The sequence below is a fragment of the Spongiibacter sp. genome, assembly GCF_041602295.1.
In the GTDB taxonomy this organism is placed as follows: domain Bacteria; phylum Pseudomonadota; class Gammaproteobacteria; order Pseudomonadales; family Spongiibacteraceae; genus Spongiibacter.
Map to the genome: position 1 here is coordinate 1 of NZ_JBFIGO010000008.1, position 14651 is coordinate 14651.

13 protein-coding genes are annotated in these 14651 nt (G+C 62.1%); 6 read left to right on the forward strand and 7 right to left on the reverse strand.

Annotated elements, in window-relative coordinates:
- Positions 1 to 160: 160 nt before the first annotated feature.
- From bioD to bioB, 4 genes are read right to left on the reverse strand one after another with little or no spacing between them, the layout of a single operon-like run.
- Positions 161 to 856: a dethiobiotin synthase gene (gene bioD / locus ABYM29_RS02775; protein WP_372861828.1), complete on the reverse strand. Its 696-nt coding sequence runs from the start codon at positions 854 to 856 to the stop codon at positions 161 to 163.
- Positions 856 to 2442, reverse strand: a complete 1587-nt coding sequence (gene bioC / locus ABYM29_RS02780) for a malonyl-ACP O-methyltransferase BioC (RefSeq protein ID WP_372861831.1) — start codon at positions 2440 to 2442, stop codon at positions 856 to 858. The genes bioD and bioC overlap by 1 nt, the downstream gene beginning before the upstream one ends.
- On the reverse strand, positions 2439 to 3629 hold the full coding sequence (gene bioF, locus ABYM29_RS02785; protein ID WP_372861833.1) for an 8-amino-7-oxononanoate synthase: 1191 nt from the start codon (positions 3627 to 3629) through the stop codon (positions 2439 to 2441). Before bioF ends, bioC begins: the two co-directional genes overlap by 4 nt.
- A 20-nt stretch (positions 3630 to 3649) precedes the next feature.
- On the reverse strand, positions 3650 to 4708 hold the full coding sequence (bioB, locus tag ABYM29_RS02790; protein WP_372861835.1) for a biotin synthase BioB: 1059 nt from the start codon (positions 4706 to 4708) through the stop codon (positions 3650 to 3652).
- A 76-nt stretch (positions 4709 to 4784) separates the two neighbouring features.
- On the opposite strand from bioB, the gene ABYM29_RS02795 reads away from it, so the two are divergent.
- The 5 genes from ABYM29_RS02795 (at position 4785) to ABYM29_RS02815 (ending at position 9963) form a co-directional block, all read left to right on the forward strand.
- A complete protein-coding gene (locus ABYM29_RS02795; RefSeq protein WP_372861837.1) occupies positions 4785 to 5492 on the forward strand; it encodes a ComF family protein in 708 nt (235 codons plus the stop codon).
- A gap of 22 nt (positions 5493 to 5514) precedes the next feature.
- Entirely contained in the window at positions 5515 to 6534 is a 1020-nt protein-coding gene (locus tag ABYM29_RS02800; protein WP_372861839.1) for a serine/threonine protein kinase, read from the forward strand.
- Between the two features lie 193 nt (positions 6535 to 6727).
- On the forward strand, positions 6728 to 7186 hold the full coding sequence (locus tag ABYM29_RS02805) for a (2Fe-2S)-binding protein (RefSeq protein ID WP_372861840.1): 459 nt from the start codon (positions 6728 to 6730) through the stop codon (positions 7184 to 7186).
- Between the two features lie 9 nt (positions 7187 to 7195).
- A complete protein-coding gene (locus ABYM29_RS02810) occupies positions 7196 to 9415 on the forward strand; it encodes a molybdopterin cofactor-binding domain-containing protein (protein ID WP_372861843.1) in 2220 nt (739 codons plus the stop codon).
- 11 nt (positions 9416 to 9426) lie between these two features.
- Positions 9427 to 9963 (forward strand): hypothetical protein, encoded by a 537-nt coding sequence (locus ABYM29_RS02815; RefSeq protein WP_372861844.1) that lies wholly within the window; start codon positions 9427 to 9429, stop codon positions 9961 to 9963.
- A gap of 67 nt (positions 9964 to 10030) precedes the next feature.
- On the opposite strand, the gene ABYM29_RS02820 is transcribed toward ABYM29_RS02815, so the two are convergent.
- The 3 genes from ABYM29_RS02820 to ABYM29_RS02830 form a co-directional block, all read right to left on the reverse strand.
- On the reverse strand, positions 10031 to 10792 hold the full coding sequence (locus tag ABYM29_RS02820; protein ID WP_372861846.1) for an ABC transporter permease: 762 nt from the start codon (positions 10790 to 10792) through the stop codon (positions 10031 to 10033).
- The gene (locus ABYM29_RS02825; protein ID WP_372861848.1) at positions 10789 to 11745 is read right to left on the reverse strand and encodes an ABC transporter ATP-binding protein; all 957 of its coding nucleotides are present in this window, start codon (positions 11743 to 11745) and stop codon (positions 10789 to 10791) included. Before ABYM29_RS02825 ends, ABYM29_RS02820 begins: the two co-directional genes overlap by 4 nt.
- 73 nt (positions 11746 to 11818) lie before the next feature.
- The gene (locus tag ABYM29_RS02830) at positions 11819 to 12484 is read right to left on the reverse strand and encodes a TetR/AcrR family transcriptional regulator (protein ID WP_372861850.1); all 666 of its coding nucleotides are present in this window, start codon (positions 12482 to 12484) and stop codon (positions 11819 to 11821) included.
- 84 nt (positions 12485 to 12568) lie between these two features.
- On the opposite strand from ABYM29_RS02830, the gene ABYM29_RS02835 reads away from it, so the two are divergent.
- The gene (locus ABYM29_RS02835) at positions 12569 to 14584 is read left to right on the forward strand and encodes an FAD-dependent oxidoreductase (protein WP_372861852.1); all 2016 of its coding nucleotides are present in this window, start codon (positions 12569 to 12571) and stop codon (positions 14582 to 14584) included.
- The last annotated feature ends 67 nt before the right edge of the window (positions 14585 to 14651 follow it).

A 14651-nucleotide genomic window follows, 5' to 3' on the forward strand; every position in this document is an offset into this window, starting at 1 on the left:
ACACGGCTGCCTGTTTCACAGCTACATCTTTTCCAATTTTCTACAGCGACAAACGGTGCAGCAAATGTTCGATGAGCTGGGTCAGGCCTATGGTGAAGCAAGCAGCGTGATCGCCGCCATCGCACAGTGCCGGCAAGTACTGGACACGAACCAGCCGCTATCAGTCTGCCAATAACGGTGACAAATCAAGGTAGGGCGACACGTCACTGGCTACCGCCTGCGACCCCAGGGGGGGGACAACACCGAGACAGGGCGCCGGTATCAAGCTCCGCAGGCTGGCAAGATTTTCCTCCGGACATGCCATCCCGGCATCAATATGGTTGGCCACCCAACCGGCCAGCGGCAGACCATCATTGCGAATAGCCTCCACGGTCAGCAGGGCGTGATTAATACAGCCCAGTTTCATGCCCACCACCAACACCACCGGCAACTTCAACGCCAGCGCTAAATCGGCCAGCGTTTCGCGCTGGTTGAGTGGCACCCGCCAACCGCCAGCGCCCTCGACCAATAGCAAGTCGCTGGAACGCATCATCGCGCCTCGGCAAAACCCCGCCAGCTGCCCCGCCGTCAACCGCCGGCCCGCGCGCTCGGCGGCAATATGCGGCGCTATCGGCTCGGCAAACACCACGGGATTCACCTGCTCGTAGGACAGCGACTCCGACATGGCCGCCATCAGCTGCAAGGCATCGCCGTTGCGCAACTGCTGGTCGACCCGCTCGGCGCCCGCCGCCAGCGGTTTCAGGGCCATAGTCCGCAACCCGCGTTCTGCAGCCGCAACAAGCAAGCCACAGGCCACCAGAGTTTTACCGGCATCGGTATCCGTGCCGGCAATAAAATAGCGCTTGCGCAGTGACATCAGCAGAGCTCCTCGCCCAGGGGCTTGTGTAAATGCAAATACCAAACTTGGTAACTCGCCGGCAAGCCACCCTCGACCCGGAACACCTCATAGGCCTCCTGCAGCGCCTGCAGGCGCCGGCGGCTAGACAAGCCCTGCGGCCGGTCGCGATTCACGTTGCCAACCCCCAACTCTTTCAGCTCCCGGGTCAGCGACACCAGCGTCGGGTAGTAAAGCACCTCCGTGTCGCGGCGCCACTGCGGCTGCAAGCCCGCCCCGGCAATCGCCGCAACAAGCGCCTCGCGCGGAGCAAAATCATTGACGTGCTGATAGCCATCTACCTCACGCCAGGCTTCGCGCAACTCATACAGTGTCTGCGGCCCCAGAGTGGCGATATAGGCGCAAGCCCCGGGGCGAAGCACGCGCTCAATCTCAGAAAACAGTGCCGCAAGATTTTCGCACCACTGCAGCGACAGACTGGAGAACAGCACATCGACGCTGGCATCAGCCAACGGCAGATCTTCAGCATCGCCACACAACCACTGCTGACAGTGCTCGCCGTGCTGGCGGCGAGCGTAGTTCAGCATGCCTTCCGCCAGGTCTAGGGCGCACAGCTGAGCCGCCGGATATTTAGCGCGCAGCGCCGACAAGCTATACCCCGTGCCGCAACCGAGGTCGACCACACGTTCTACCGGCCGGCTCTCACCCTGTTCCAGCCAGCTAAACAGCTGATCGGCCACCCGCCGCTGCAGCACCGCCGCGCCGTCATAGCTCTGCGCAGCTCTGGAAAATGAACGCGCCACATCGCGCTTTTCAAAATGCCGTTCACCGACCACCGCGGGGCATTCGGGCAGTACTTGGCCAACAAAATCCTGCAAGTCGTCGACAAAGCGCTGCGGCTGCGAAAGAAACGGCAGGTGACCGGCCCCGGTGTAGCAGTGGCTGCGCTGAGCCGGAATGAGTGCCGCCGCGGCTACGGGCAGCAGAGCATCGCCGTCGCCATAAATATTCATCACCGGGCAAGTCAACTCGGCCACAAGCTGGCGCTGGTCGAGTTCTCGCAAGCAATCCAAGCCCCAGCGCTGAGCGCCGGCGTCGGCAACCTCCGCCGACATCTGTCGACGCAGGCTGCGAGCACGGGCATCGCCCTGCAGTTGCAGCACTTTAAATCTCCGCAGCGTTTTCTGCGGCGTCGCCATAAAGTCTCGGTAGAAGTGCTCGAAGGTCTCTGCCGGCATCGCATGTGGCCAGTCGACGGTGGCCACAAAACGCGTATTGCTCGCCACCCTCACCACCGCCGCCACCCGCTCCGGGTAACGGCGTGCCAGCTCGCTAGCGATCATGCCGCCCAACGACCAGCCGACAATGACCGCAGACGCCGGCAACACCGCAAGCAGGGCATCAATCACCGTGTCGATATTCGCTGTCGCCAAGGCCGGGCTGCGGCCACAGCCCGGCAGGTCAACCAAGGTGACGGAAAACTGCTGACGCAACGCCGGCAACAGCGGCCGCCAAATATCGCTATCACTGGCCCAGCCGTGCAGCAACACCAATTCCGCCCGCGCATCGCCACTCGCCGCCAGTCGCTCGCGAAACAGCTCGGTCATTGCCCGGCCTCGAGTAACTGCGGCGCCATTTCCCGGCAAACCGCCTCCAGACTCGTTAACAACTGCTCAAGGTCCTCACGCCGATGGGCCGCACTCAAGGTGATGCGCAGGCGCGCCGTGCCAGGCGGCACCGTGGGCGGGCGAATCGCCGAGATCAAGATGCCGCGAGCCTCCAGCGCCGCACTGATACGCAGTGCCAGCGCGTCATCGCCAATCATCAGCGGCTGGATGGCGGTCTGCGACGCCAGCAACGGCAGCCCAAGCGCAGCGGCCTCGCGGCGGAACAGGGCGATATGCTCCGCTAGACGCGCACGCCGCCAAGACTCCTCGTCGAGCAAATCCAGCGAGGCCAGCGTGGCGGCGGCCACCGCCGGCGGCATTGCGGTGGTATAGATATAGGGGCGGGCAAATTGAATCAGGCTCTCAATCAGGGTTTCGCTACCCGCGACAAATGCGCCAAAGCTGCCCAGCGCCTTGCCCAAGGTGGCCATCAATACCGGTAATTCGGCCTGCCCCAAGCTTAAAAGCTCCGCCGTGCCGGCGCCGCGCGCGCCCAGCACACCAAAACCGTGGGCATCGTCGGCCATCAGCCAGGCGCTATTATCTGCGGCAACACGGGCAATATCGCCCAGCGGCGCGATATCACCATCCATGCTGTAGACCGCATCCACCGCGACCAGCCGCTGCCCCGTAGCGGGCAACTGCTGCAGCCGGCGCTGTAAATCGCCGCTGTCGCTGTGGGCGAAACGCTGCATTTTGGCGCCGCAAAGCAGGCCACCGTCGAGCAGCGAGGCGTGATTCAGGCGATCTTCCAGCAGGTGGTCGCCGCGCCCCAACAAACCGGCAATCACCCCGAGATTGGCCATATAGCCAGTGGAAAACAACAGCGCCCGGTCGCGGCCGGTAAAGGCCGCCAGGCGCTGCTCTAGCTGCTGATGCAGCTCAGAGTGACCGCAAACCAAATGCGAGGCGCCGCCACCTACGCCGTAGCGCTTGACGGCGCCCTGCATAGCCTCTATCAATTTGGGGTGGGCGGCGTGACCGAGGTAGTCATTGCTGCAAAACTGCAGCACCTCGCGACCGTCCAAACGCAGGCGCGCGCCCTGCGCCGAGCCCAACTCGCGGCGCTGACGATACAGCGACCGCTGGCGGCGCTCGGCGAGGCGCAGCTGAAGCTGCTGCTCCATGGAGGTGGACGCCACTGCGATCAGGCAGTCGCGTCGTAGAAGAATTTATCGTTGTGGGCTTTTTCCACCTCGCCCCGCAAGGCCTCTTCAGCACGCTCGTCATCGACATCGGTGCAGCGCTGCTCGGGCTTGATACCCAGGCGTTCGAACAGCTGCAGGTCTTTGTTGGCCTTGGGATTGGGTGTGGTCAGCAGCTTTTCACCGTAGAAAATCGAGTTGGCACCGGCAAAGTAAGCCAGCGCGTGCATCTGCTCGTTCATTTCCTCGCGACCGGCAGACAGGCGCACATGCGACTTGGGCATCAGAATCCGTGCCACGGCAATGGTGCGAATAAAATCGAAGGGGTCGAGATCGGCGTTTTCGGCCAGCGGTGTGCCCTCGACGCGCACCAGCATATTAATCGGCACGCTTTCCGGGTGCTCGGGCAAATTCGCCAGCTGAATCAACAGGCCGGCGCGGTCTTTCACCGACTCGCCCATGCCGACAATACCGCCGCTGCACACTTTAATGCCGGCATCGCGAACATTGGCCAGGGTGTTCAAACGATCGCCGTAGGTGCGGGTGGTGATCACCTCGCCGTAGTACTCCGGCGAGGTATCGAGGTTATGGTTGTAATAGTCCAAGCCGGCCTCGGCCAGCTCCGCCGCCTGTTCGCCGCTGAGCATACCCAGCGTCATGCAGGTTTCCAGCCCCATTTCCTTCACGCCCTTCACCATCGCGGTCACATAGGGCATGTCTTTTTTCTTCGGCGAGCGCCAGGCTGCGCCCATACAAAAGCGGGTAGAGCCCTGCGCTTTCGCCGCGCGCGCCTCGGCCAGCACTTTCTCCACTTCCATCAGCTTTTCTTTTTCCAAGCCGGTATCGTAGCGGTTGCTCTGCGGGCAGTATTTGCAATCTTCCGGGCAGGCGCCGGTTTTGATCGACAGCAGCGTGCTGACCTGCACGGTATTGGCATCAAAATGGGCCCGGTGCGCGTTCTGCGCCTGAAACAGCAGGTCGTTAAATGGCTGTTCAAACAGGGCCTGAACCTCTTTGGCGGTCCAGTCGTGACGAATGGGAAAAGTTGCCGCACTGCTCATAGCTATTCTCTGGCATGATTTTCAAAGCCTATAATGATACAGGCCGCCCAAACACTGTCAACCAGCATGGATGCTTATGGTTTACAACGCCCTGCAGCTGCTATTCCCCTGTCATTGCCTGCTGTGCCTGGCTCCCAGCCATCACCGCCAAGAGCTCTGCGCCGCCTGCCGCGATGAACTGCCCTGGCTGGGTCATTGCTGTCTGCGCTGCGCCCTGCCGCTAAACAGCCCGGACGCCCGGCTCTGCGGTCACTGCCTGCGCCGCCCGCCGCGGTTTGAGCACTGCCTTAGCGCACTGCGCTATCAATTCCCCTGCGACCAGCTACTGGTCAACTTTAAATACCACCGCCAACTGGCCAGCGGGCGACTACTGGCACAGCTGTGGCTGCAGCACTGCCGCGACCCCGCCGGCAGCCATCGCCCACAGCTACTGGTACCCATCCCCCTGCACTGGCGGCGGCGCTGGACACGCGGTTACAACCAGTCACTGCTGCTTGCCCAGCACTGGGGAGACGCGCTGTCGCTGCCGGTGTGCAGCGCGCTGCGCCGCGGCCGTCACACGCCACCACAGCAGGGCTTAAACGCCGCCCAGAGGCGCCGCAACCTGCGCGACGCCTTTACCCTGCAACACCCCAGCAGCATTAACGGCCGCCATATCGCTGTCGTCGACGATGTCCTGACAACAGGCACGACAGCCAATGCCGCGGCCGCTATACTGCTGGCCGCCGGAGCAAGGCGAGTGGACATCTGGTGCCTGGCGCGAACCCCCGAGCCCGGCCAGTAGCTCGTCGCACAGGGGAGCCGCTATGACCGAACACGCCAATACCGCACAGCGCGATGTACACGCGCAGCAAAGCTTTGCCGCACTGGACCCCGACCGGGTGATCGACGCCGTAGAAAGTCTGGGCTTTGTCAGCGACTTGCGGGTCTTCCCCCTCAACAGCTATGAAAACCGCGTCTACCAATTCGGCCTCGAAGAGGCCGAACCCCTAGTGGTGAAGTTTTATCGTCCACAGCGCTGGAGCGCCGAGCAAATCCTCGAAGAACACCACTTCACTCAGCAGCTGCACGACGCCGACATCCCGGTTATCCCGCCCTGGCAAAACCAGGACGGCCAAAGTCTGTTTGAACACGCCGGCTACCGCTTTGCCCTCTACCCCCGCCGCGGCGGCCACGCCCCGGCGCTGGACGACATGGAAAACCTGTTTCAGCTGGGGCGGCTGTTTGGCCGACTGCACCTGCTGGGCGAGACCAGCGACTACCGGCACCGACCCACGCTCAGCCCGGCCAGCTTTGGCGAAAGCAGCCGCGACTTTTTGCTGGAAAACGACTTTATCCCCCCCAGCCTGCGCGAGGCCTACCAAAGCCTGAGCCGCGACCTGCTGGCACTGATCAGCCAGCGCTATGACGAGATAGGCGCGCGCAATATCCGCTGCCACGGCGACGGTCATGTGGGCAATATCCTGTGGCGCGGTGGCGACACCTATTTGGTGGATTTTGATGACAGCCGGATGGCCCCGGCGATTCAGGATCTGTGGATGTTTCTATCCGGAGAGAATGACGCCCGCCAAAAGGCGCTGATGGAACTCGTGGAGGGCTACGAGGAGTTCCGCCCCTTTGAACCCCGCGAACTGGGGCTGATTGAGGCCCTGCGCGGCCTGCGCATTATGCATCACGCGGCCTGGCTAGCCCGGCGCTGGGGCGACCCGGCCTTCCCCCGCGCCTTCCCCTGGTTTAATACCGAGCGCTACTGGGGCGAGCATATTTTAATGCTGCGCGAACAGCTGGCCCTGCTGCAGGAGCCGCCACTGCAGCTGCATTACTAAGCGGCCAGCCCGCTCGCCACCCAGCGCAGGCGCCAGCTCCGCTGATCCAACGGCCGGTAAGCAGCGTAAACATCCAGCTTTCAATCGCCCTATACGCTGGTTAAAATACGTGCAGCGGCGGCGCGCATCCGTTCAAAACCGTACACAGACTAGCCCCCTAGACCGCTAAACATAACAAGGGGCAGGAGAAACCATGTTCACGATTCGAGTCAACGGCGAAGACCATACCGTCGATGTTCCCGCCGACAAGCCCCTGCTGTGGGTACTGCGGGAAAACCTCAAACTCACCGGCAGCAAATACGGCTGCGGCCAGGCACTGTGCGGCGCCTGCACCGTGCATGTCGACGGCCAGCCCACCCGCGCCTGCGTGATGCCGGTCAGCGCCGCCGAGAACCACGACATTAAAACGGTAGAAGTCATCGACCGCGATCGCATCGGCAGGCTGGTGCAAACGGCCTGGCAGGAACTCAATGTGCCCCAGTGCGGTTACTGTCAGTCCGGACAGATAATGGCAGCCACCGCCCTGCTCACCGAAAACCGCTCGCCCAGCGATCGCGACATCGACGAAGCGATGTCGGGCAATATCTGCCGCTGCGGCACCTATCCACGCATTCGCAAGGCCATCCACAAAATCGCCAGCGAGCAGCTGTAAGGGGGCACCATGAGCAGTTCAGGATTCACCCGCAGACACTTCCTGCGCGTTAGCGCCATTGCCGGCGGCGGCCTGTTGGTTGCCTGTGGCGGCGGCGGTTCCAAGCGCCGCGACAACCGCGATTCATCCGATGGCGGCGAAGCCAGTGATGCCCAGCAATTTGCCGTCGGCGAATTTCTGCGCCTGAGCAGTGACGGCCGGGTACACATCTTGGTTGGCGCCTCAGAAATTGGCCAGGGTGCCCTGACCGCCATGCCGATGATCGTCGCCGAGGAACTCGACGCCGACTGGTCGCGGGTCACCGCCGAGCACTCGCCGGTGGCCGCCCAATTCAACAACCCCTATTTCGGCAGTCTGCTGCAGTTTACCGTGGCCAGCGCCACCACTCGCGGCTACTTCTCCGCCCAGCGCCAGGTGGGCGCCGCCGTGCGACAAATGCTGATCGCTGCCGCCGCCGACCGCTGGCAGACCACCCCGAGCAGCCTGCGCACCGCCAACGGTTTCGTGTTTGACGATGCCAACGGCCGCAGCGCCAGCTACGGCGAACTCGCCGAGGATGCCGCCCAGCAGCCCATCCCGGAAAACCCGCCGCTCAAAGACCCAAGCCAATACACAATTATCGGCCAATCGAAGCAGCGCATCGACGCCGCCGAGAAAGTCAACGGCAGCCATCAATACGGCATCGACGTCGACATCCCCGACATGCTCACTGCCGTCATCGCCCGGCCACCGCGCTTTTTCGGCCAGCCGCAGAGCGTCGACAGCAACGCCGCGCTGGCGGTGCCCGGCGTGCGCGAGGTGCACAATATCCCCTCCGGGGTCGCGGTGGTGGCCGACGACTACTGGTCGGCAGAAAAGGGTCGCAAGGCGCTGGAGGTCAGCTGGAACGAACTCCTGGCGGGCCGCACCGACAGCGCCGCCACGCGCGGCGAATACACCGGCAAGCTCGATCTGCCGGGGCTGCCGATCCGCGTTGACGGACTGGTGCCCGTGGCGCAGCTGGCCGCAGCCGAAAATCGCTCCGCCGACTATTTCTTTCCGTTTCAGGCCCACGCAGCAATGGAACCGCTGAACGTGACGGTGAATTACACCGGCAGCAGCGCCGAAATCTGGACCGGCAGCCAGTCACCAACCATCGACAAATTGTTCGCCGCAGCAATTCTCGGCCTGCCCCCCGAGCAGGTCGACTTTCACACCATGTCCTCCGGCGGCGGCTTTGGCCGCCGCGGCAACACCCTGTCCGACTACGTACGCGATGCCTGCCATGTGGCCAAGGCCAGCCAGCAGCCGGTAAAAGTGATGTGGACCCGCGAAGACGACATGAAGGGCGGCTACTACCGCCCCGCCGCCGCGGTACGCGTTGCCGCGGCGCTGGACAATCAGGGCAATATCACCGCCTGGAGTCACCGCGCCGTGACCCAGGATGTCACCGCCTCGCTGTATATCGAGGAACAGCTCGACGCCATCGCGGAGATGGAGCTGCCACCGCTTCAGGAACTCACCGACCTGGAAACCGGCATGCCCTACGATATTGAAAACGTGCTGATGGACGCGCACCTCACCATCAAACCGGAAATGCCGGCACTGTGGATGCGCTCGGTGAATAAATTCACCGACGTGTTTGCCCAGGAAACCTTTATCGACGACATCGCCCTGCGTTACAGCCGCGACCCCTACCAATACCGCCGCGACATGTTAACCAGCAAGCCCCGCCATCTGGCGGTGCTCGACGCCGCCGCCCAGGCAGCCAACTGGGGCGCGGCCAGCGCCGGCCGCAGTCAGGGTATTGCCGTGCTGGGCCACTGGATGAGCTATGTTGCCCAGGTGGTGGAGTTGAGCGTGTCGGAGGACCGCGAGATCACCATCCACCGCATTGTCAGCGCGGTGGATGTCGGCACGGCCGTCAACCCCGACTTGGTGGTAGCCCAAGTGGAGTCGGCGGTCATCTTCGCCCTGACCAGCGTATTTTACGGCGAGATCGAACTGCGAGATGGCGTGGTACAGCAGAGCAATTTTGACGACTATCAAATGCTGCGCATGTACCAGACGCCTCCCATCGACACAGTGGTATTGCCCAGCGAGGAAGCCCCCGGCGGCGTCGGCGAACTGGGCGTGCCGGCACTCGGGCCGGCACTGGCCAATGCCATACTGGCCGCCACCGGCGAAACCATTCGCGAGCTGCCGCTGAAGAATCTCGGCTACACCCTCGCCCCGCAACACCGCGCTTAAGGAGCCGTCCTATGCAAGGCATACGCACTACCTGGCTGGGCCTTTGCGCCGTGGCCGCACTCAGCTTCAGCGGCGGCGCGCTGGCCCAGTCGCCGCTGTTCGCGCCGATCTACGAGGTGCTCACCCACCCCCGCTGCCTGAACTGCCACACGGTGACCGACTTTCCCCGCCAGGGTGACGAGCGCCGCCGCCACGACCAGTTGGTGATGCGTGGCGATGACAATCACGGCGTGCCCACCCTGCAGTGCTCGGCCTGCCATCAGAAGCAGAACGTCGCCGACGACAAAGTCCCCGGCGCCCCCCATTGGGGGCTGGCACCGCTGAGCATGGGCTGGGAAGGCCTCAATCCCCAGCAACTCTGTGAAGCGCTGAAAGACCAGAGCAAAAATGGCGGCAAGGACCTGGCGGCCCTGCTCAAGCATATGAGCGAAGACGCGCTGGTGCTGTGGGGCTTTGCCCCCGGCGAAGGTCGCAGCCTGCCGCCCGTCGACCACCCGCGTTTCGTCGAGCTACTCAGCGACTGGGTCGCTGCCGGCGGCCCCTGCTAGGCCGCTCACAGGCACAAAAAAATCCCCGCCGCGACGCCGCAGCGGGGATTTTTTATGCCGCCTCGCATCAGTTTTTCAACCGATACCCGCGGCGGAACATCCAACTGACCACTATCAGGCAAAGCAGTAAAAACAGCAGGGTCATGCCCAGGCTCAGCCCGACATTCACATCGGCCACACCGTAAAAACTCCAGCGAAAGCCACTGATCAAATACACCACCGGATTGGCCAGCGTAATGTTCTGCCAGATGGGTGGCAGCATACTGATCGAGTAAAAGCTGCCGCCGAGAAAGGCCAGCGGCGTGACAATCAAGGTCGGTACGATCTGCAGCTTTTCAAAGCCATCGGCCCACACACCAATAATAAAACCGAACAGACTGAAGGTGATTGCCGTCAGCACCAGAAAGCCCAGCATCCACAGCGGGTGGGCGATGCTGTAGTCGACAAACAGTCTGGCGGTGGCCAGCATGATCAAACCGATGATAATCGACTTGCTCGCCGCCGCGCCGACATAGCCCAACAAAATCTCCGGCAGCGCCACCGGCGCCGACAGCAGCTCGTAGATGGTGCCATTGTATTTGGGAAAGAAAATACCGAAGGCGGCATTGGAAATACTCTCGGTCAGCAGCGCCAACATTATCAGGCCGGGAATAATGAAAGCGCCGTAGCTGATACCGTCGATCGCCACCATTTTTGAGCCGATGGCCGAGCCGAACACCACAAAATACAAGGAGGTCGAAATCACTGGCGAGGCTATGCTCTGCAGCAGAGTGCGCCAGGCGCGGTTCATCTCAAACAAATAAATCGCCCGCACAGCATAAAAGTTCATGATGCGACTCCCGCCATTGGCTGGCTGTCACTGGGCTCAGCCACCAGACTGACAAAGATCTCTTCCAGCGAGCGCTGCGTTGAGTGCAGGTCTTTGTAGTCAATGCCGTGGGCCTCCAAGTGGCGAAACAACTCGGCAATACCGGTGTGCTCACTCTGGCTGTCGTAGTGGTAGACCAGCTCGGCGCCGCCCTCTCCGACACTCAGCGGATAGCCGCGCAGCTCGGCCGGAATTTCCAGCAGCGGTTTTTGCAGTTGCAGGCGCAGCTGTTTTTGCCCCAGTTTTTCCATCAGCCGATGCTTTTCCTCGACCAGCACAATTTCTCCCCGGCGAATAACACCAATGCGATCGGCCATCTCCTCGGCCTCTTCTATGTAGTGCGTAGTGAGGATAATCGTCACGCCGCGCGCGCGCAGGCCGTGCACCATCTGCCACATATCCCGGCGCAACTCGACATCCACCCCGGCAGTGGGCTCATCTAAAAACAGAATCTCCGGCTCGTGGGACAGCGCCTTGGCAATCATCACCCGGCGCTTCATGCCGCCCGACAGCGTCATAATGCGCTCGTCTTTTTTGTCCCACAGGGATAGCTGACGCAGGATCTGCTCAAGATAGGCGTCGTTCTTCGGTTTGCCGAACAGGCCGCGACTAAAGCGCACAGTGGCCCACACGCTCTCAAAACCGTCGGTGGACAGCTCCTGGGGAACCAGACCGATCAGCTGTCTGGCGCGGCGGTAGTCGCTGACAATATCGCAGCCACCAGCCGACACCTGTCCGGCGCTGGCATTAACAATGCCGCAGATAATACTGATCAAGGTGGTTTTGCCGGCGCCGTTAGGCCCGAGCAGAGCAAAAATTTCGCCGCGCTGAATATCGAGATTGACGCCGCGCAGGGCCTGAAAACCGGAATCGTAGATTTTGCTGAGGTCGCGAACACTGATAACCGAAGACACTGGGGCTCCCAAATAAAACAAGGAAAATGCTAGGGGAGTGTCGCCCAGCAGGGCGGGGCGATCAATAGTCTCTTCAGCGCGGCCGGCACTGCCGCCAAAACATCGCCGCCGCGGTGCTGCACATCTCCTCGACCGTAGAGCTGTCCAGATAGATGCCATCAATCAACAGCCGGCTCATCCCGTGCAGGGTTGACCAGCTGAGCTGGGCATAGCGCAGCGGGTCAAAATCATCAGCAAAGGCGCCGCCAGCCTGCAGCTGGCGAATATTCGCCACGTACTCGCGAAACGCCGTATAGGCCTCGGCCTTCAGGCTTTCCGTCAGCGCTGCCGACTTCCACAGTTGACCGCCGAACATCAGGTCGTAGTATTCGGCATTGCTGACCGCAAAGTCGATATAGCGGCGCACAAAGGCCAGCAACTTAGCCTCGCTAAACGCGCTGCCGTCCCAGACCTGACGGTCATCGTTAATCTGACGAAAGCGCCGAAAGCCCTCCTCGGCAATACCGCAGAGCAGGCTGTGCTTGTCGCTAAAGTGGTGGTAGGGCGCGGTGCGCGACACCCCCAGCTCCTGCGCCAGGCGGCGCATCGACAGGCCCGACTCACCCTCTTCGCGCAGCAGGCGCGCCGCCACATCCAGCAGCTGCGCACGCAGATCGCCGTGATGGTAGCTTTTGGCAGGCTTACTAATTGCGGGAGTACTCATGCCGGCAATGTAACAGGCCGGCCAAACACTGTCCATCTTGACACCGTCTACATTATGCCCTAGCCTGCACATCTGGACAGCGTCAAGTTGCACAAATAATATCACCGAGAGGACACCACCATGAGCGCCTACCCCAACCTGCTTCAGCCCCTGGACCTGGGCTTTACCCAGCTGAAAAACCGCGTGCTGATGGGTTCCATGCACACCGGCCTGGAAGAGGCGGAAAACGGCTTTGAGCGCATGGCGGCGTTTTTTGCCGAGCGCGCCCGCGGCGGCGTGGCGCTGATTGTCACCGGCGGCTTTGGCCCCAACAAACGCGCCTCCACCCACGAACACACCAAGATGCTGCAGACCGAAGCCGACTGCGCCGGCCACCGCATTGTCACCGATGCCGTGCACGCCGAGGGCGGCAAGATCTGCATGCAAATTCTGCACACTGGCCGCTACGCTTTTAACGAAAATCCGATTGCCCCCTCCGCCATTCGCGCGCCGATTAATGTCTTTACCCCCAAGGCGGCCAGCGAAGACGAGATTGAAAGCGAGATCCAAGACTTTATCCGCAGCGCCACGCTGGCCCAACAAGCCGGCTACGACGGCGTAGAGATCATGGGCTCGGAAGGCTATTTCATTAACCAATTCCTCGCCGCGCGCACCAATCAGCGCGACGACCAGTGGGGCGGCAGCTACGAAAACCGCATGCGTTTGGCCGTCGAAGTGGTGCGCCGGGTGCGCGAAGCAGTGGGCGAAAACTTTATTATTATCTACCGCCTATCAATGCTCGACCTGGTAGAGGGCGGCAGCAGCTACGAGGAAATCCTCACCCTGGGCCGCGCCATCGAAGATGCCGGCGCCACCATTATCAACACCGGCATCGGCTGGCACGAATCGCGCATTCCCACCATCGCCACCAAGGTGCCGCGCGCGGCTTTCACCTGGGTAACCGCCAAATTCCGCAAGGACCTGCGCCTGCCGGTCATCACCTCCAACCGTATCAACACCCCGGAAGTTGCCGAGCAGGTACTGGCCCGCGGCGACGCCGACATGGTGTCGATGGCGCGCCCCTTCCTCGCCGACCCCGAGTTTATTGTGAAGGCCGTTGAGGGCCGCAGCGACGAGATCAACACCTGCATCGGCTGCAACCAGGCCTGTCTGGACCACGTATTCACTGGGCGCACCGCCAGCTGTCTGGTCAACCCCCGCGCCTGCCACGAAACCGAGCTGAACATTGCGCAAACCAGCACGCCGAAAAAGCTGGCCGTTATCGGCGCCGGCCCGGCCGGACTGGCCTTTGCCTGCACCGCCGCCGAATGCGGCCATCAGGTCACCCTGTTCGATGCCGACACGGTGATCGGCGGCCAGTTTAATATCGCCCGCAAAGTGCCCGGCAAAGAAGAGTTCAATGAAACCCTGCGCTACTTTAGCCGCCGCCTGGAACTGGCCGGCGTTGAGCTTAAGCTGGGCCAACGCGTCGACACCGGCATGCTCAACGACAGCGACTACGACGAAGTGGTACTGGCCACTGGCATTGTGCCTCGCACCCCTGCGATCCCCGGCATCGACCACCCCAAGGTAATGAGCTACCTGGACGTGCTGCGCGACGACAAGCCGGTCGGCGAGAAAGTGGCGATCATCGGCGCCGGCGGCATCGGCTTCGATGTTGCCGAAGCCCTGACTCACAGCAGCGACGCCAGCCAGAATATCGAAACCTTTATGAAGGAGTGGGGCGTGGATATGCAGCTGCAATCTCGCGGCGGCATCGAGGGCGTGCAGGCTCAACCCTCACCCTCACCTCGCCAGGTACACCTGCTGCAGCGCAAAGCCAGCAAGGTCGGCAACGGCCTAGGCAAAACCACCGGCTGGATCCATCGCACGGGCCTGCAGCACAAGGGCGTGAACATGCTGGCAGGCTGCGAGTACCTGGGCATTGACGACACCGGCCTGCATATTCGCATCGGCGAGGAAACCCAGACGCTGGAGGTCGACAATGTCATCATCTGCGCCGGGCAGGAGTCGCGCCGCGAGCTGAGCGATGGCCTGAACAAGCCCGTACACTTGATTGGCGGCGCCGATCTCGCCACCGAGTTGGACGCCAAGCGCGCCATTGACCAGGGCACTCGCCTGGCCGTCAGCCTGTAATAACTGCGGTCCGCGGCTGCACCGCAGCCGGCTGACACACCGACAAACAGCGAATCGCCAGCGGCGC